General features: G+C 71.6%; 12 protein-coding genes. 5 read left to right on the top strand and 7 right to left on the bottom strand.

Features of this window, described 5'->3' with window-relative positions; translation table 11 throughout:
- Positions 1–3: 3 nt before the first annotated feature.
- From AC27LF_RS04820 to acnA, 5 genes are all read right to left on the bottom strand, one after another.
- A complete protein-coding gene (locus AC27LF_RS04820; protein WP_479659740.1) occupies positions 4–3267 on the bottom strand; it encodes a GH92 family glycosyl hydrolase in 3264 nt (1087 codons plus the stop codon).
- A gap of 315 nt (positions 3268–3582) precedes the next feature.
- On the bottom strand, positions 3583–4668 hold the full coding sequence (locus AC27LF_RS04815; protein ID WP_479659741.1) for a lytic polysaccharide monooxygenase auxiliary activity family 9 protein: 1086 nt from the start codon (positions 4666–4668) through the stop codon (positions 3583–3585).
- Between the two features lie 985 nt (positions 4669–5653).
- Positions 5654–6397, bottom strand: coding sequence for a carbohydrate kinase family protein (locus AC27LF_RS04810; RefSeq protein ID WP_479661580.1), 744 nt, complete (start codon positions 6395–6397; stop codon positions 5654–5656).
- A gap of 368 nt (positions 6398–6765) precedes the next feature.
- Positions 6766–7332, bottom strand: coding sequence for a hypothetical protein (locus tag AC27LF_RS04805; RefSeq protein ID WP_479661581.1), 567 nt, complete (start codon positions 7330–7332; stop codon positions 6766–6768).
- Between the two features lie 360 nt (positions 7333–7692).
- Complete coding sequence (gene acnA, locus AC27LF_RS04800; RefSeq protein WP_479661582.1) at positions 7693–10410, bottom strand: aconitate hydratase AcnA; 2718 nt, start codon at positions 10408–10410, stop codon at positions 7693–7695.
- A gap of 524 nt (positions 10411–10934) precedes the next feature.
- On the opposite strand from acnA, the gene AC27LF_RS04795 reads away from it, so the two are divergent.
- Complete coding sequence (locus AC27LF_RS04795) at positions 10935–12464, top strand: helix-turn-helix domain-containing protein (protein ID WP_479661583.1); 1530 nt, start codon at positions 10935–10937, stop codon at positions 12462–12464.
- A 184-nt stretch (positions 12465–12648) separates the two neighbouring features.
- Positions 12649–12795, top strand: a complete 147-nt coding sequence (locus tag AC27LF_RS04790) for a hypothetical protein (protein ID WP_479661584.1) — start codon at positions 12649–12651, stop codon at positions 12793–12795.
- A gap of 889 nt (positions 12796–13684) precedes the next feature.
- On the opposite strand, the gene AC27LF_RS04785 is transcribed toward AC27LF_RS04790, so the two are convergent.
- The gene (locus tag AC27LF_RS04785; protein ID WP_404038153.1) at positions 13685–13900 is read right to left on the bottom strand and encodes a hypothetical protein; all 216 of its coding nucleotides are present in this window, start codon (positions 13898–13900) and stop codon (positions 13685–13687) included.
- Positions 13901–14227: 327 nt separating this feature from the next.
- Here AC27LF_RS04785 and polX point away from each other — a divergent pair, with 327 nt between their 5' ends.
- Positions 14228–15988 carry a DNA polymerase/3'-5' exonuclease PolX gene (gene polX / locus AC27LF_RS04780; protein WP_479661585.1) on the top strand — a complete coding sequence of 587 codons (1761 nt, stop codon included), beginning with the start codon at positions 14228–14230 and terminating at the stop codon, positions 15986–15988.
- A 157-nt stretch (positions 15989–16145) separates the two neighbouring features.
- Here the strand turns inward: polX and AC27LF_RS04775 are convergent, their stop codons facing one another.
- The gene (locus AC27LF_RS04775; protein ID WP_479661586.1) at positions 16146–16997 is read right to left on the bottom strand and encodes a LysR family transcriptional regulator; all 852 of its coding nucleotides are present in this window, start codon (positions 16995–16997) and stop codon (positions 16146–16148) included.
- 82 nt (positions 16998–17079) lie between these two features.
- Here AC27LF_RS04775 and AC27LF_RS04770 point away from each other — a divergent pair, with 82 nt between their 5' ends.
- Together AC27LF_RS04770 and AC27LF_RS04765 are read left to right on the top strand one after the other, a co-directional pair.
- The gene (locus AC27LF_RS04770) at positions 17080–17634 is read left to right on the top strand and encodes a cupin domain-containing protein (RefSeq protein WP_479661587.1); all 555 of its coding nucleotides are present in this window, start codon (positions 17080–17082) and stop codon (positions 17632–17634) included.
- Complete coding sequence (locus AC27LF_RS04765) at positions 17631–17996, top strand: DoxX family protein (RefSeq protein ID WP_479661588.1); 366 nt, start codon at positions 17631–17633, stop codon at positions 17994–17996. Before AC27LF_RS04770 ends, AC27LF_RS04765 begins: the two co-directional genes overlap by 4 nt.
- Positions 17997–18185: the final 189 nt, after the last annotated feature.

The following is an 18185-nucleotide window of genomic DNA, read 5'->3' as shown; positions in this document are numbered from 1 at the left end:
CGGTCAGCCGACGGCGAGGGTGAAGACGTGCAGGTCGGCGTTGGCGGGCAGGGTGACGCCCACGATCCGCCTGCCCTGAGGGGCCGCGAACGGCCGGGTGGCGAACACATACGTCACCACCGGGTCCCGGTCGGCGCCCGCGACGTTGCGGTACGCCGTCCTGGCGACCACCTCGTTGCCGTACTGCACGGTTCCGCCGCCTCCGCCGACCGTCCAGTCCGTGAAGGAGAGGTCGACGGCGTCGGTGGTGCCGTCGTCGTACCGGACGGTCGCCGTGCCGCGCTGGTTGCCGTTGACGGCGCTGCCGACGAAGGACAACCGGGCCGCCGGTGAGGCCAGTTCGATGCTCTGGCCGGCGGCCGACGCGTTGTCGGGGCGGCCGCTCGGCGATGCCGGCCAGGTGAAGTCCAGGCCGTCCACGGTGCCGTGACCGCCCGGGGCGAGGCCCGCCGCGGCGAGGGCCTGACGGGAATAGCTCCATCCGCCGCCGTCGAAGTCGGCCTCGTCGTGATCGCCCTCGTCGTCGGAGACACCGGTGGTGTCGTAGGCGGCGAGCAGGGTGCCGGGCGCGGCCACCGTCAGCGACACCGGCTGCTCGTACGAGGTGTCGCCGGCGGTCACCGTGACCTTGGCGGTGGCGAAGCCCTGCGGGGTGTCCGGGCCGGTGGCGAGGGTGATCTCCTGCGAGCCGCCGGTCACCGTGCCGGCGGCGGGCGTCGCGGTGACCCCGTCCGGTGTCTCGACGCGGAAGCGGACCTCGGGCCCGCTGCCGCCGCTCAGCGACAGCGCGCGGATGCCGACCTTCGCGCTGCCGCCCGGCGCGACGGTCGCCGCGGTCGGGCCGACACCGATCTGGTACGGCTGCTCGCCCTCCCGGAAGGACGGCGGCGCCTGGCCGGTGCCCCAGGCGCGGTCCGGGGTGCCGGAGAGCGTGTAGTCGAGCCGGCCGCCGTCCCGCACGAAGGACGCCGGCAGCCAGGCCCGGTCACTGGTGCGGCCGTCGACCTTCAGGGACCGCACGTACGGGGCGTCGGCCGCCGCGCCCGCCGCCCTCACCGAGATGTCGTTGCCGTGCGGCCGGTCGATCTCGATCCGCTCGAAGAGCGGGGAGGCGAGGACGAGTTCGGCCCGGGAGGGCACCTGCGGGTACATGCCGAGCGCGGAGAACACGTACCACGCCGACATCGCCCCGAGGTCGTCGTTGCCGGGGATGCCGCCGGGCTCGGTCGTCCACAGCTGCCGCATCGCCGCGCGGACGGTCTCCTGCGTCTTGTACGGGGCGCCCGCATAGGCGTACAGATACGGGACGTTGATCGACGGCTCGTTGTCCAGCTCCGACTTGGCGCCGCCGCTGCCGGTGAAGGCCCAGCCGCCGTCGGCGTCGTGGAAGAAGTCGTCGAGCCGGGCCAGCGCCGCGTCGGTGCCGCCCATGGCCGCGAACAGGCCCGCCGGGTTGTGCTGGACCATCCAGGTGTACTGGGCCGCGGTGCCCTCCACGAAGCCGTTGCCGGTGCCCGGGGTGAAGCCGGTCACCCAGCTGCCGTCGGCCTTGCGGTTGGCGATGTAGCCGCCGGTCGGGTCGGCCGCGATGTTGAAGTTGTTCTGCCACCACTGGGCGCGCCCGGCGAAGGCGGCGGCGGTGTCCTTGCGTCCCGCCGCCGCGGCCAGCTGGGACAGGGAGAAGTCGGCGGTCGACATCTCCAGGGTCTCGGCCGCGCCGCCCCAGGCGTTGGACACGGACGGCATGTAGTGCAGCGCCAGGTACTTGTCCAGCGAGGGGCGCTGGCCCACCGACAGCACCGGCTTGCCCGCCGCCGACAGGTCCTGGGCGGTCGGCACGGTCGCCGCCTTCACCAGCGAGTCCAGCGCGCCGCGCAGGTCGAAGTCGGTGCCGCCGAAGGCCCGGATGCCGGCCAGCGCGGTGGGCGACGGGTCGCCGTTCATGACGTGCGTGCCGCTCGCGCCGTGCAGCCAGCGGTCCCAGACACCGCCGTTCTGCCGGGCCAGTTCGTACAGGGACTGCGCGATGTCCGACCCGGCCCGCGGGTCGAGCAGCGTCAGCAACTGCACCTGGTCGCGGTAGACGTCCCAGCCGGAGAAGGTGCCGTACTGGGCCCGGTGGCCGCGGCCCACCCGGTGCACGGCGCCGTCGCCGCCGCGGTATCTGCCGTCGGCGTCACTGATCACGTTCGGGTGCAGCAGGGCGTGGTAGAGGGCGGTGTAGAAGGTGGTGCGTTCGGCGTCGGTGCCGCCGCCCACCCGGATCTGGCCCAGCCGTTCGCGCCAGGCGCGCCGGGCGGCCTCGCGCACGTCGTCGAAGGACCGGCGCGACGGGTTCTCGGCGGCGAGATTGGCCTCGGCGCCGGCCTGACTCACGTACGAGATGCCGACCTTGGCGTGCACGGGAGCGGAGCCGGGCGCGAACTCCACGTATCCGCCGGCGCCCTTGCCCGCCACCGGCCGCCCGCCGTTCGCGAAGCCGCCGGTGCCGCCCGACGCGGACGTCGCCCCCGGGGTGAGCTTGTCGTCCTGCCAGGTGCCGGTCGCCTTGAAGGCGCGGTCGAACTTCGCCGTGAAGTAGAGCGTGTAGTAGTCGCGCCGGCCTTCGGGGTCGAGGTAGCCGCAGAAGTTGCCGGAGGTGACGGACCCGGAGATGGTGCGCCGCTCGGGGTCGATCGACACCGTCGAAGCGCTAGAGCCGACTTCGGAGTTGGCGGTGCGCACCAGCAGCGAGGCGGGCCGGCCGGCCGGATAGGTGAAGCGGGCCGAACCGGTGTGCGCGGTGGCGGTGAGGTCGGCGGTCACTCCGGAGGCGAGGCTCACCGCGTAGTGACCGGGTTCGGCCGTCTCGTCGGCGTGGCTGAAGTCCGCGGCGTACACGGCGTCCTTGGTGTCGCTCGCCGGGGACGAGGTGACCTCGCCCGGATAGGGGAAGAACGGGATGTCGCCGCTGCCGCCCGCGCAGCCCGTGCCGGACATGTGGGTGAGGCTGAAGCCCCGTATGCGGGTGGCGTCGTACTGGTAGCCGCCGGGCGCGGCGGTTCTCGTGGCGTCGCCGCGGGTGTTCTCGGGGCTCCAGGAGAGCATGCCGAAAGGCACGACGGCGCCCGGGAAGACATTGCCGCCGTTCCTGGTGCCGATCAGCGGATCGACGTATCCGGTCGGGTCCTTGACGAGTTCGGGGGGTGCTGCGGTCGCCGCGAGGGCGGGGGAACCGCCGACCGCGAGCACGGCGGCCAGCAGCAGGGACGTGGGACGGAATCGCATGACGCGGCCCCTCCTCCTTCGGACGGGTCGCGCACCACAGGTCGCACAAGCCGCAGGGACAGTAACCCGCGCCACCGGTGCCACGGAAGACCGCGTGCGCCGGTACCGGCGCCGGCCCGGATCACCCCGGCCTGGCCGCACCAAGTGGCTTGACATCGTTGTCGGTTGGGGCGGTAAAGTCATGGTCAGACCGTATCGACAACGTTGTCGCACTCCAGGTCGGCACAAGCCATGCCCCACCTGGACGGGCCACCCCCCTCACCCGTCCGGCTCGCGGACCCGGTGGGCAACCGCCACCGGGTCCGCCCGAGCGGATCAACCCACCTGACAGGGCAGGTTCGTCGCGCTGTCGCCGCCGGATCCCGAGACCACGTACCCGAAGGTCGCGCTCTGCCCCGGACTGAGCGACCCGTTCCAGTCCGCGTTGTGGACCATGACGTCCTGGCCGGTGTAGGTCGCGTTCCCGTTCCACAGGCTGTCCACCGACTGGCCGGCCGGCAGCGTCCAGTCGACCATCCAGCCGAGCATCGGCACATCACCGCTGTTGGTGACGGTCACCTCCGACTGGTACCCGCCCGACCAGGTCCCGGTGGTGCGCCGGGTGGCCGTGCAGGCGCCGGGCGGCGGCTCGGTCGGGTGCCCTGGGTCGTGGATGCCCGTGACCTCGCCGTTGCCGCCGTCGAAGACGACGTCGGAGCAGGAGTAGAAGGTCTCGGCGCTGTCCGACCGCTGCCACACCATGTAGATGATGTGCCGCCCCGACTTGTCCGCCGGCAGCTGCCCGCTCCACGAGTAGTTGGCGTCGACCGTGCCAGGAGAGCCGTTCAGCGGCGGGTGGTCGACCGTCAGGAACGGCTGGTCCTCCATGTCGTCCCAGGTGAGCGGCTGGGTGGGGTCGTAGCCGTCCTTGGTGACGTAGACGTAGAACCAACCCGGGTGGGCGGCCCAGGCGTTGTACGAGAAGTCGACCGTGGCGCCCGAGGTCAGATGGGTCAGCGGCCAGTCGTCGCGGGCCACGTTGAAGCCCGTGAAGTTCGGGTTGCCGCCGCTGCACAGCTCGCCGTCCGGCACGAAGCCGCGGGTGCGGCCCGCGCCGTCCGAGCGCAGCACGGAGAACCAGTTGTAGAACGGGGTGGTCCCGCTGATCTGCTGGGCCGCCCGGCAGGCCGGGTTGACGGGTTTGATCTCACCGGTGTCGGTGAGTCCGTCCTGCCAGCACAGGAAGGTACGGCTGCCCGGCTTCATGGGGGTGCCGTGGGCCTCGGCCCGGCCGCCGCCGGCCACGATGAGCCCGAGGGCCGGGACGGTGGTGAGCAGCGCCAGCAGGACGAGGAAGAGGGCGCCGCGCGGTGAGGCTCCCGCTAATCGCGGGCGCCCCCTCGGTCTGGTTGTCGCAAACATGACACGTCCACCTCCGGATTCGACGGTCGTGCGAAGGGTGTGCGGGTGTCCTGGATGCCGTGAACACGCGGGATGGGAGCGGTCCCGCCTTCGACGGGTTCCGGACCACCGAATGGGAGCGCTCCCATCCCACTCCCCAGTGAAGCTAGCGCGCCCGACGAGAGGTGTAAACGGCTGGGGCGGGACGGGTGTGGTGGCGGCCGGGGTTGGGGGGCGGGGTGTGGTCGGAGGCGGGGTGTGGGTGAGGGCGGCTGGGGTCGGGGGCGGGGTGTGGGTGGGGGCGGCTGGGTTTGGGGCGGGGTGTGGTGGCGGCCGGGGTTGGGGGGCGGCGTGTGGTCGGAGGCGGGGTGTGGGTGGGGGCGGCTGGGGTCGGGGGCGGGGTGTGGTGGCGGCCGAGGTTGGGGGGGGCGGCGTGTGGTCGGAGACGGCCAGGGGTCGGGGGCGGGGTGTGGTCGGGGGCGGCTGGGGTCGGGCTGGGTCGGGGCGACCGGGGTTGGCAGGTGGGGTGGGCTGCGGCCGGCACGGGGCACGGCGGGGGCGGCCGGGATCCTCGACGTAGCGCTGTCCGGCCTCGGTGAACTCTCCCATCCCTGGGAGCGCATCACCTTCCTGACACAGGTCAATGATCTCGGCATGGACCTCATCGGGCGGTTGCACGGTCGTCCCTGTGCCGGCCCGGGGCTTTCTGCGACGGACTTTGGCGAAGCCCAGGCGATGCCGGCTGGCCGGTTCTCGCCGAGGGCCTGTGCTCAGACGGCGGGTGCGACGCTGCCCGATCAACCCCCTCGCCGAGCTGAGGCTTCGGTTTCCGGAGGTGGGTGTCCCGACCCTGCGGTCAGGTGTCCGCGGCGGCGAGGAGTTCGTCCGTGGTCGGTCCGTCCGGGTATCCGCCTTGCGCGCCGAGGTGGCCGCAGGCGTACGTCGCCGAGGCCACCGCCGCCCGGAGCGCCGAGTGCGGGTCCGCGCCGGACAGGGAACGGGCGATCTAGACACCTGCCAGGCAGTCGCCGGCGCCGGTGGTGTCGATGATCCGGCCGGCGGGCGGGGCCACGGCGATCTCGCCGGACCCGTACGTCAGCGTCGCCCCGCGTGACCCCGCGGTGCGTACCACCGACCTGAGCCGGTGGCGCGCGGCAAAGGCGTGCACGTCGCCTATCTCCGCCGTGGTCCGCTCGTTGAGGAAGACAACCGCCGCCCCGTGCAGGGCCGGGGCGAGCGCGTCCATGCCGTGGGCGAGCGCGAGGGGTTCCAGGTCGATGGACAGCGCGATGCCGGCGGCGCGCGCCCGCTCCGCGAGCACCGCCGCGCCCTCGGGGTGCAGGCAGGAGGTGTGGATCCAGTCCACTCCCGCCAGTTCGGCGTCGCGCACCCGCTCCAGCGAGGGGTACTGCGAGACGGACGAGGTGTAGACGAGACGCTTCTCCCCGTCCTCGGCCAGGGTGCACACCGACAGCGCGGTCATGCCCGGCGTGGTGGTGACACCCGTGACGTCGACCCCGCGCGCCGCGAGGTGGTCCGTGGCGTACGCGCCGAACACGTCGTCCCCGACGACGGCCGGCAGCGCCGTGTCGACACCCTGCCGGGCGCAGGCGACGGCGGCGTTGGCGGCCACACCTCCGGCACTCACCAGGTGCTCGAACGCGTGCGTCTTCTGGTCCGGGTCGGGAAAGCGGGGCACGCGCAGCGCCACATCGAACGCTATGTCTCCGCAGAACAGGGCCGTCGCCATGATGCCGTTCCCCTCGTCGTGCCCTTTGCCGGTCGGAAATCGGGCAGTTGCCCGCAGCCGCCCTCGGACCCGCGCGGAGGCAGGCGGGGCGGCGCGCTACGCGCCACGGTCGCCGGGGTCGGCGCCCGGTGGTCGACTGCCCTCGGCCCGTGGCCGACAGACGCAGACCGAGCCGCCCGGTGGCCTCGGCACGCCCCAACAAGGCGCGGATTGCTGTGACTTCCGCGTCCGGCTGCGCCACCTCGCCCATGATGGCGCGTGGTTGCCGGTTCGGGTATGGGGGCGGGCCGGGCTGGTGAGGACCAGCTTCAAGGTCCACGCAGGTGCGGCCCTCGCGCTCAGCGTGCTCTCGCTGCCGGTGCCGACGCTCACGCTCCTGCCGGTACCGTTCCACGGTGGGCTGGTGCCGATCGAATTCTGAATTCGCCCTGCTCTTCCCGCTGTTCGTCGTGACCGTCGCGCACGGGATCGCGCTGCGGGCCGACGGAACGAAGGTCACCCGCGCGGATCACTGGCCGGCCGTGCGGCGGCTGCCCCGCTCCCTGCGCTTCCTTCTGTTCTTTCTCTTCGCGTCCGATATCGGTCTGACGGCCGGCGGCATGATCGCGGACACGTCCCGCCAGGCCGGAAGCACCGAGGCCGGTCGCTATTACGCCATCGACCTCGGCAGCGCCACGCATGAACAGGTCGAGGTGTCGAAGAGCGAGTACGACGCGCTGCACCGGCACGACCAGCGTGCCATGCACGCCATCGGCGGGCCGCTCGCGACGGGCGCCGCCACCACCGGCGCGTTCCGGCCGGCGCGCCGCGTCGGCCACGCCGCGCTCGGCGGCCGTGACCAGATCGTCCAACTCGCCGAGCAGGCGGGCGCGTTGGGCGACCACGGTGGCGACGGTCGGCGCAGCGGTCAGGGACACCGGCGCGGCGATGACCACGACCAGCAGCCGCGCGCCCAGCGGGCGGCCCCCGGCGGCGTACCCGATCGACCGCGGGTCGTCTTCGACCCTCCGCGTCCCCGACGGCGTGGCCGGGGCGAGGGACGGTCAGCACACGGGTACGGCCGGTCCGCGGCTCATGGCTGTCAGCCATGTACCTATCCTGTCCCGGTCCGCTGGGGGAAGCCCGTGTTCAGCCTGAGGGTCGGTGATGACCAGGACATCGAGCCGAGGCGGGGAGCCGCCGCGCGCAGGAGACGCGGCGAAGGGCCGCACCCCCCTCGCCTTGGGGATGCGGCCCTTGAGTGTCGGCTGCCGGAAGCCGGGACGATCGCCGCCCGGGTCCGGTTCCGCCGGTGCCTACTTGCGGATCAGGCTGCGCAGCACGTACTGCATGATGCCGCCGTTGCGGTAGTAGTCGGCCTCACCGGGGGTGTCGATGCGGACGACCGCGTCGAACTCGACGCCCGTGTCGGTGGTCACCTTGACCGTGCGGGGCGTGGTGCCGTCGTTCAGCTCGGTGACGCCGGAGATGGCGAAGGTCTCCTCACCGGTCAGGCCGAGGGATTCGGCGGAGGCGCCCTCCGGGAACTGCAGCGGCAGCACGCCCATGCCGATGAGGTTGGAGCGGTGGATGCGCTCGTAGGACTCGGCGATGACGGCCTTGACGCCCAGCAGGGCCGTGCCCTTGGCCGCCCAGTCGCGGGACGAGCCGGAGCCGTACTCCTTGCCGGCCAGGACGACCAGCGGGACGCCGGCGGCCTGGTAGTTCTGCGAGGCGTCGTAGATGAAGGAGACCGGAGCGCCGTCCTGTGTGAAGTCGCGGGTGTAGCCGCCCTCGGTGCCCGGCGCGATCTGGTTGCGCAGGCGGATGTTGGCGAACGTACCGCGGATCATGACCTCGTGGTTGCCGCGGCGTGAGCCGTAGCTGTTGAAGTCACGGCGCTCCACACCGTGCTCGGTGAGGTACTTGCCGGCCGGAGTGTCGGCCTTGATGGCGCCGGCCGGGGAGATGTGGTCGGTGGTGACCGAGTCGCCCAGCTTGGCCAGGACGCGGGCGCCGGCGATGTCCTCGACCGGGGCCGGCTCCATGCCCATGCCCTCGAAGTACGGGGGCTTGCGGACGTACGTCGACTCGGCGTCCCACTCGAAGGTGTTACCGGTCGGGATCGGCAGCGCCTGCCACTGGGCGTCGCCGGCGAAGACGTCCTCGTACGACTTGGCGAACATGTCCTCGCCGATGGCGTTGGCGACGACGTCGTTGACCTCGGCCTCGCTCGGCCAGATGTCCTTCAGGTGGACCGGGTTGCCGTCCTGGTCGGTGCCCAGGGCGTCACGCGTGATGTCCACCTTCATGGAGCCCGCGATGGCGTACGCGACGACCAGCGGCGGGGAGGCCAGGTAGTTCATCTTGACGTCGGGGTTGATCCGGCCCTCGAAGTTGCGGTTGCCGGACAGCACCGCGGTGACCGCGAGATCGTGGTCGTTGACGGCCTTGGAGACCTCCTCCGGCAGCGGCCCGGAGTTGCCGATGCAGGTGGTGCAGCCGTAGCCGACGAGGTTGAAGCCGACCTTGTCCAGGTACGGGGTGAGGCCCGCCTTGTCGAAGTAGTCGGTGACGACCTTGGAGCCCGGGGCAAGGGTGGTCTTGACCCACGGCTTGCGGGTCAGGCCCTTCTCCACCGCCTTCTTGGCCACCAGCGCGGCGGCGACCATGACGTACGGGTTGGAGGTGTTGGTGCAGGAGGTGATGGCCGCGACCGTGACCGCACCATGGTCGAGGGTGTAGGTGGTGCCGTCGGGGGCGGTGACCTGGACCGGGTTGGAGGGGGCACCGTTCGGGGCGACCGCCGGGGAGTCGGAGGCAGGGAAGGACTCCTTGCCCGCCTCGTCCACCACGTCGACGTAGTTGAGCACGTCCGACTTGAACTGCTGGGCGGCATGGGCGAGGACGATGCGGTCCTGCGGGCGCTTCGGTCCTGCGATCGACGGGACGACCGTCGACAGGTCCAGCTCCAGCTTCTCGGAGAAGTCCGGCTCGGCCTTCGGGTCCAGCCACAGACCCTGCTCCTTGGCGTACGCCTCGACCAGCGCGACCTGCTGGTCACTGCGGCCGGTCAGGCGCAGGTAGTTCAGGGTTTCGTCGTCGATCGGGAAGACCGCGGCGGTGGAGCCGAACTCCGGCGACATGTTGCCGATGGTGGCGCGGTTGGCGAGGGAGGTGGCGGCGACGCCCTCGCCGTAGAACTCCACGAACTTGCCGACGACGCCGTGCGCCCGCAGCATCTCGGTGATGGTGAGCACGAGGTCGGTGGCGGTGGTGCCGGGCCGCAGCTCACCGGTCAGCCTGAAGCCGACGACGCGCGGGATGAGCATGGAGACGGGCTGGCCGAGCATGGCGGCCTCGGCCTCGATGCCGCCGACACCCCAGCCGAGCACGCCGAGGCCGTTGACCATCGTGGTGTGCGAGTCGGTGCCGACCAGGGTGTCCGGGTAGGCCCTGCCGTCGCGCACCATCACCACACGGGCCAGGTGCTCGATGTTCACCTGGTGGACGATGCCGGTGCCGGGCGGGACGACCTTGAACTCGTCGAACGCGGTCTGGCCCCAGCGCAGGAACTGGTAGCGCTCCTTGTTGCGCCCGTACTCCAGGTCGACGTTCGCCTTGAAGGCGTCGTTGGTGCCGAACTTGTCGGCGATGACGGAGTGGTCGATGACCAGCTCGGCCGGGGCCAGCGGGTTGATCTTGGCGGGGTCGCCGCCCAGTTCCTTGACGGCCTCGCGCATGGTCGCGAGGTCCACGACGCACGGGACGCCGGTGAAGTCCTGCATGATCACACGGGCCGGGGTGAACTGGATCTCCTGCGACGGCTGGGCCTTGGAGTCCCAGCTGCCGAGGGCGCGGATGTGGTCGGCGGTGATGTTCGCGCCGTCCTCGGTGCGGAGCAGGTTCTCCAGCAGGACCTTGAGGCTGTAGGGCAGGCGGGCCGAGCCCTCCACCTTGTCCAGCCGGAAGATCTCGTACGACTCGTCGCCCACCTGCAGTGTGCTGCGGGCGTCGAAGCTGTTCGCCGACACGACAGTCTCCTTCATTGATGTGCGCGTACCACCACGATCCTGCCGCCACGGCCACGGGGCCGATCCGCTAAGGTAAGGCTAAGTTAGGTAATCCTTACCCGGGTGGCGGCTGTGGTGCCCTCGGCAGATATCTCGATGTCGAGATAACTCTAGTACATGGGGCCGCGATGGTCATGCCCGGACCGTCCGCACATACAGGCGCGAGTGCGGGTGCGCATGCCGACAGCACGGGGGCGAGGGCAGACCCGGAGGCGGGCGCCGACACGGGGGCGGTGCCGACCCGGGGGAGCGGGGGCCGGCATGAGGACGGCGGCCGATGCGGGGGGCCGTGCGCGATGCCAGAGTGGACGCGCGTTCGAAGTCGACACGCATGCGCGATATAACGGGACATCTAATGATTTATCACTCTGTCCGGTTACCCTGAATCTGCCACATCACCCTTGGCATCAGGGGACACTGACGTCCCATCACCCTGGTGGACCCCCCAGCGGGTGCCATCTCATATCTGAGATAACCTCAACCTCATGGCAGACGACTACCTCGTACGCATCGGCAAGCTCATCCGTGACGCCCGGCAACACCGCGGCTGGACACAGGCACAGCTCGCGGAGGCACTCGGCACCAGCCAGAGCGCCGTCAACCGGATCGAGCGCGGGAACCAGAACATCAGCCTTGAGATGATCGCCCGAATCGGCGAAGCCCTGGACAGCGAGATCGTGTCGCTGGGTTACGCGGGCCCCATGCATCTCCGGGTGGTCGGAGGCCGTCGCCTGTCCGGCGCCATCGACGTGAAGACCAGCAAGAACGCCTGCGTGGCCCTGCTGTGCGCCACGCTGCTGAACAAGGGCCGCACGGTGCTGCGCCGGGTCGCCCGCATCGAAGAGGTGTACCGCCTGCTGGAAGTGCTCAGCTCCATCGGCGTCCGCACCCGCTGGATCAACGACGGGGTCGATCTGGAGATCGTGCCCCCCGCCGAGCTGGAGCTTGAGGCCATCGACGCGGAGGCGGCCGTCCGCACACGCTCCATCATCATGTTCCTCGGCCCCCTGCTGCACCGCATGGACGCCTTCAAGCTGCCCTACGCCGGCGGCTGCGACCTCGGCACCCGCACCATCGAACCGCACATGATCGCGCTGCGCCGGTTCGGTCTGGAGGTCGCCGCCACCGAAGGTCAGTACCACGCCACGGTGGACCGGTCCGTGCGTCCCGCCCGCCCGATCGTACTGACCGAGCGCGGCGACACGGTCACGGAGAACGCGCTGCTCGCCGCCGCCCGCTACGACGGCGTCACCACGATCCGCAACGCCTCCTCCAACTACATGGTCCAGGACCTGTGTTTCTTCCTGGAGGCGCTGGGCGTGCGGGTCGAGGGCATCGGCACCACCACGCTCACCGTGCACGGCGTGCCCACCATCGACGTCGACGTCGACTACTCGCCCTCCGAGGACCCGGTCGAGGCGATGAGCCTGCTGGCCGCCGCCGTGGTCACCGAGTCGGAGCTGACCGTGCGCCGGGTGCCGATCGAGTTCCTGGAAATCGAACTCGCGGTCCTGGAGGAGATGGGACTCGACCACGACCGCACCGCCGAGTACGTCGCCGACAACGGCCGTACCCGTCTGGTGGACCTGACCGTGCGGCCCTCCAAGCTGGAGGCGCCGATCGACAAGATCCATCCGATGCCGTTCCCCGGCCTGAACATCGACAACGTGCCCTTCTTCGCGGCCATCGCGGCGGTCGCCCAGGGCAAAACCCTGATCCACGACTGGGTCTACGACAACCGTGCGATCTACCTGACGGACCTCAACCGACTGGGCGGCCGGCTGCAACTGCTCGACCCGCACCGCGTCCTGGTCGAGGGCCCCACCCGCTGGCGCGCCGCCGAGATGATGTGCCCGCCCGCCCTGCGCCCCGCCGTGGTCGTCCTGCTCGCGATGATGGCCGCCGAGGGCACGTCGGTGCTGCGCAACGTCTACGTCATCAACCGCGGCTACGAAGACCTCGCCGAACGCCTCAACTCGATCGGCGCCCAGATCGAAATCTTCCGGGACATCTGACGACGGTCGGTCGCCGTGGCCTCTCCGGGCTCCGGGGTATCGGGGCCGGGAGGGGTGCGGTGGCGGGTTCGGGTGTGACATGGGGGCAGGTTCCCTTCGGATCGGAGGGTCAGCGGGTCAGGAAGGTGAGGAGGATCTGACGGCTGGTCTGGGAGGTGATGCTTCCGTAGGCGTCGTCGAAGGCGTGCTCGGCGAAGGGGAGTTTCCTGATCGTGGTGTCGACGCCCTCGGCACGGAGAGCGGCGCCGAGGTCTTCGACGGTTCGGGGCGGTGCGCCGCGGTCGCGGTCGCCGACGACGAGCAGGGTGCGTTGGAGCTGTCACCGCTGTGATCACGCCGAGGGTGCCGCCCCGGCGCACGAGGCCGCTGCGCCGCACCAGCACCCCCAGAAGCAGCCCGGCGAGAGCGAACAGCGCCATGTGGAACGGATACTGACCGCCCAGGACCGGGCCGATGACGCCCGCCTTCGGGATGGCGGGAACGTAGGCGCCCAGCAGGATCGCGGCGACGAGGAAGGCCAGGAGCGAGGCGATCAGAGCGACGGCGAGGCGAAGGGCCCTTCTCACCCGGCCGGGGCGGACTGCCCGCTGGGGCGTACTGGCGGACGCGGACATGGGGCTGCTCCTGAGCTGTGCGGTGGGTGACGAGTCGGTCTGCTCGCCTCTGACTCGTCACCAGCGTCGCGGTCCGTGCTCCTGGCCCGCGTCCCCCGAGGGAGCCAAGTCTCCGCCTGGCTCTGCGGAGCTACGTCAGCGCGGCGTGGGGCCCGGCACCACCAGCCCCGCTCTCGTAGGCGACGACGGTTGCCTGGGTGCGGTCGCGCGGTCCGGGTTTCATGAGGACGCGGCCGACGTGCGTCCTGACCCTGGACGATCCGTCGCGGGCCGTCCCGACGTCACCGGGTGCCGGTGGGACTCGCCGCGGTGCGGCGTCAGTCGCGGGCACGCCGCGCCGTCGCCACGGCGGCCAAGGGGGCGAGTGGTCGCAGAGCGGCCGCGACCTGCGGGGCGGCGGGGCGAGGCCGGGGCGCGGCGGGGCGCGGCGGGGCGCGGCCGGGGCGCGGCGGCATGGGAGGACCGGGTGAGTACCGGCGGTGACCTCAGATGGGTCCCGCAGAGGACCGGGGGCCGTACCAGCGGCGCGGAGGGCACGGCTCGGCCGGGCGACAGGACGCGTGTCACCGGCGGCACCGGCTCAGTGCCGTGCAGGGGTGTGGTGGGTCACTCCGCTGGGGTCCATGCCTTCGGGCCGCCGCCGCGCCACTCGATCAGGGCCGGGTCGTCGAGCGTCGTATCGGTCTCGGGCAGGCCGGTCCGGCGCAGGAACTCGACCAGATCGAGCAGGTGATACGCGGTGCCCACGTACTCGCCGCGGATCGTGACCCGCCTGCCGCCGTCAGGGCTCGGCGGCTGCACAATCACAGGCGCGCCTTCCATAGCTACTGAATGCCCCTTGCCGCCGCCGCTCATGCCCGTCCGCGCCCCTCGAACGCCGCAGGTACGCCCGCGCACGCCGCCGGTACGCCCTCGCACGCCGCCGGTACGCCCTCGCACGCCGCCGGTACGCCGCCGAACGCCAGGGGACGCCGTCGGTACCCCGCCGGACGCCATGGGACGCCGCCGTACGCCATCGGACGCCGCTGAAGCCCTCCGTACGGCGGAAATCCACGAGGTCGACCGGCGCGCCGGGCTCCCTGGCGCGCCCGGGCGTGACCGGCGCGTGCGGGAAGGAATGAACCCGGCTTTCCTGCCTACTCGGGGCGCATGGCTCGGTCCAACGACGAGGTCGCGGCGCTGTTCCAGGAGTACGCGGACCTGATCTCGATCACCGGCGGAGACGCCTACAAGGCACGCGTCTACGAGAAGGCGGCGCGCGCCATCGGCGGCTACCACGCCGACGTGTCCACGCTCGACGCCAAGGGACTGCGGGAGATCCCAGGAGTCGGCACGTCGATCGCGCAGAAGGTCACCGAGTACTTCCGCACCGGCAGCGTGTCCGCGGTGGACGAACTGCGCGCGCAGATCCCGGCCGGGGTCCGGCGGCTGACGGCCATCCCGACGCTCGGCCCGAGGAAGGCGCTGGCCGTCTACGAAGAACTCGGCATCTCCTCGGTCGACGAGCTGGTCGACGCGATCCACGCCGAGAAGCTGCGCGACCTGAAGGGCTTCGGCCCCAGGACGGAGGAGAACATCCTGCACGGCGTGGAGCTGTTGCAGTCCTCCGGCGACCGGGTGCTGCTCGACGTGGCGATGGACCTCGCCGACGACATCGTCGGGGAGCTGTCCCACGTGACCGGCTGCCGCCGCTGCACCTACGCCGGGTCGCTACGCCGTGTACGGGAGACGATCGGGGACATCGACGTCCTCGTCGCGGCCGAGGAGTCGGGTCCGGTGATGGACGCCTTCACCGGTCTGCCGTACGTCACCGAGGTCATCGCGCACGGCCGGGCGAAGACCTCGGTACGCACCGTCAAGGGGCTGGCCGTGGACCTGCGGGTGGTGCCGCCGGATTCCTGGGGCGCGGCGCTGCAGTACTTCACCGGTTCGAAGGCCCACAACATCCGCACCCGGGAGCTGGCCGTGCACCAGGGGCTGAAGCTGTCCGAGTACGGGCTGTTCGACGTCGAGAGCGGGCAGAAGATCGTCTCCGAGACCGAGGAGGAGGTCTACGCCCGGCTCGGACTGCCCTGGATCCCGCCGCCGCTGCGCGAGGACCGCGGGGAGATCGAGGCCGGGCTGCGCGACGCGCTGCCCGACCTGGTGCGGGAGCCGGACCTGCGGGGTGACCTGCACACGCACACCGATCTGACCGACGGGCTCGCGCCGCTGGAGGAGATGGCCGAGGCGGCGGCCGAGCGCGGCTACGCCTACTACGCGATCACCGACCACGGGCCGAACCTGTACATGCAGCAGATGACCGAGGAGCGGATGCTGGCCCAGCGCGAGCGGGTGCGGGAGCTCGACGGGACGTTCGGCGGGCGGGGCGGGCGGCGCGGCATGCGGCTGCTGCACGGCGTGGAGCTGAACATCGACCCGGACGGCGGCGTCGACTGGCCCGAGGAGTTCCTGGCCGGCTTCGACGTGTGCGTGGCCTCGGTGCACTCGCACTTCAACCAGACCCGCGGGGAGCTGACCCGGCGGCTCGTGCGGGCCTGCGAGAACCCGTACGTCAACGTCATCGGTCACCCCACCACCCGCATCATCGGCAAGCGGCCGCCTCTCGACGCCGATCTCGACGAGGTGTTCGCCGCGTGTGCGCGCACCGGCACCGCGCTGGAGATCAATTCCCATCCGGACCGGCTCGATCTGCGCGACGAGGACATCCTGCGGGCCCGGCGACATGGAGTGAAGTTCGCCGTCGACAGCGACGCGCATTCCGTGCTGCACCTGGCCAACATGCGCTACGGCGTGGGTACGGCGCAGCGCGGCTGGCTCACCCGGGACGATGTGATCAACACCTGGCCGGAGACCCCTTTGCGGCGGTTCCTGCGCAAGGGGCGGGCCGGGCGGAGGTCCCGCGCCTGACCAGCCTGACCGTGCAGTTCGTGGGTGCCATGACATGCCCTCGGGCGGGCGCGGGTGCGTTGGGGTTGAGCGCGCCGTTCCACGCGCCCCTTTTGGGTCCCTTTTGGGGCGCCGCCGTAGACGCCCTCCTCATGGGGCCCGGAGGGGTCCCCGGCGTTCAGGACCGGTAGGCGGCAGTCGCGGTCCGTACGAACGACCCGAGCAAGGGGTTCGGGTCGTTCTCGTTCCAGGCCGCCACCACGCGGCTCGGCGCCATGTCGGTCAGCGGTACCACGACCAGTTCGCCGGGTGGTTCGTGGCCGAGCGGGGTCATCCCGACCGTGCCGTTCCAGAGCACGGCCTGCAGACACTCCTGGACGGCGCGCACGACGGGGCCCTCGCGCGGCTCGCCGCCGTTCCAGTACGCCTGCCAGAGCGGGTCGGTGCCGTCCGGGAACCGGAACCAGCGCCGGTCGGCCAGATCGGCCAGCCGCAGCCGGTCGCGGCGGGCCAGCGGGTCGTCGGCGCGCAGCACCGCTCCCACCGGGTCGGCGCGCAGCTCGCGCACCGTCAGGCCGGTCTCGTCGAAGGGCGCGCGGGTCAGCGCGATGTCCACCAGTCCGGCGCGCAGCCCGCAGGTCGGGTCGGTCAGGTCGGTGTCGCGGACGCGGACCTCGACGCCCGGGTGCCGCCTGCGGTAGGCGGCGGCCAGCCGTCTCGCGCCGGGGTCGGTGCTGTCGCCGAGGATGCCGACGGTGAGGGTGGCGGTGCCGGCCGCGGCGGCCACGCGCACGCGTACCCGTTCGGCCCGGTCGAGCAGGGCACGCGCCTCCTCCAGCAGTGCCGTGCCGGCCGGGGTGAGCGTGACGCCGGCGGCGGAGCGGTGGAGGAGCGCGGCGCCGATCTCGGTCTCCAGTTGCCTGATCGCCCGGCTCAGCGGCGGCTGGCTCATGTGCAGCCGGGTGGCGGCCCGGCCGAAGTGCAGCTCTTCGGCGACGGCCACGAAATAGCGCAGCGTGCGCAGCTCCATGACCTGCGACGTTACCCGTGGGGTATCGGCGTCACCTAATCGGTCTTGGCCGGCGGCGGTGCCCGCGCGGTGGAATCGGAGCATGACGGACCAACCGATGACCGGCCGGCAGCCGGCCGACCCCGCCGTATCCGTGGTCGGCCCGGACGACGGGGAGACGATCCTGCTGGGCAGCACGCGCATGCGCGTCCTCGAAGACGGGAGCACCACCGGGCACCGCCTCGGAATCGCCGAGAGCGTCCTCGCCCCGCACACCGACGGCCCGCCGCAGCACCGCCACGCCCGGCACGCCCGGCACGACGAGGGTTTCTACGTCGTCTCCGGCATGGTGCGGTTCACGGTGGGGCGCAGGACGTACGACGCGATGGCGGGGACGCTCGTGATGATCCCGCCCGGCGCCCCGCACACCTTCGCCAACCCGACCGACCGGCCGGCCGTCATGCTCAGCACGTTCACGCCCGACCTGTACGTGCAGTACTTCCGCGACCTGCGGGACATGATCGCGGGCGGCGGTGCGCCGACCCCGGAGGCGAGCGTGCGGACGATGAGCCGGTACGCGACCGAGCCCGCCGACGACTTCGCGCAGGCCCCGGTGTCCGCAGCACCGACCACCGACCACGACAGATGGGGATCATGAACGTCGCGTATGGGATCGTCGCCGGCCTGCTCGCCCTCTTCTACCTCTACGGGGGCGGGCTCAAGGTGATCAGGACCCGTGAGGGGCTGCGGCCGATGATGGCCTGGGTGGACCGCATACCGATGCCGGCCGTGCGGACCCTCGGGGTCCTCGAAGTACTCGGCGCGATCGGGCTCGTGCTGCCGCCGCTGACCGGCGTCGCGCCCTGGCTGGCCCTGGCCGCGGCCATCGGGTTCGTGCTGCTGCAGATCGGTGCGATCGGCGTCCACCTGAGCCTCGGCGACCGCCGGATCGCTCTGAACGTCGTGCTCATCGCCACCGCGGCCCTCGCCTGCCGGCTCGCCACGACCTGGCTGTCCTAGGCCGCCTCTCGTGACGGACCGACCGGCACGCTCACCACCGCCGGGCCACGGGCCGTGCCGCGTTCCGGCGGGACGACACCGGGCCGGGTTTGGGCCGGGACGACGCGGACACCCTGTACGCCGTGTACACCCTGCATGCCGTGGACGCCCCGAACGCCGTGGGCACCGTGGCACCCGCGACGCGGGACC

The organism is Streptomyces diversicolor (genome assembly GCF_057537855.1).
This window is presented reverse-complemented; position numbering and strand designations above follow the sequence as displayed.

Excerpts from the sequence above, each read along its gene's own strand:
- AC27LF_RS04820 (WP_479659740.1), bottom strand. The coding sequence starts at position 3,267 with ATGCGATTCCGTCCCACGTCCCTGCTGCTGGCCGCCGTGCTCGCGGTC.
- AC27LF_RS04815 (WP_479659741.1), bottom strand. The coding sequence starts at position 4,668 with ATGTTTGCGACAACCAGACCGAGGGGGCGCCCGCGATTAGCGGGAGCC.
- AC27LF_RS04810 (WP_479661580.1), bottom strand. The coding sequence starts at position 6,397 with ATGGCGACGGCCCTGTTCTGCGGAGACATAGCGTTCGATGTGGCGCTG.
- AC27LF_RS04795 (WP_479661583.1), top strand. The coding sequence starts at position 10,935 with ATGGCAGACGACTACCTCGTACGCATCGGCAAGCTCATCCGTGACGCC.
- AC27LF_RS04785 (WP_404038153.1), bottom strand. The coding sequence starts at position 13,900 with ATGGAAGGCGCGCCTGTGATTGTGCAGCCGCCGAGCCCTGACGGCGGC.
- polX (WP_479661585.1), top strand. The coding sequence starts at position 14,228 with ATGGCTCGGTCCAACGACGAGGTCGCGGCGCTGTTCCAGGAGTACGCG.
- AC27LF_RS04775 (WP_479661586.1), bottom strand. The coding sequence starts at position 16,997 with ATGGAGCTGCGCACGCTGCGCTATTTCGTGGCCGTCGCCGAAGAGCTG.
- AC27LF_RS04770 (WP_479661587.1), top strand. The coding sequence starts at position 17,080 with ATGACGGACCAACCGATGACCGGCCGGCAGCCGGCCGACCCCGCCGTA.
- AC27LF_RS04765 (WP_479661588.1), top strand. The coding sequence starts at position 17,631 with ATGAACGTCGCGTATGGGATCGTCGCCGGCCTGCTCGCCCTCTTCTAC.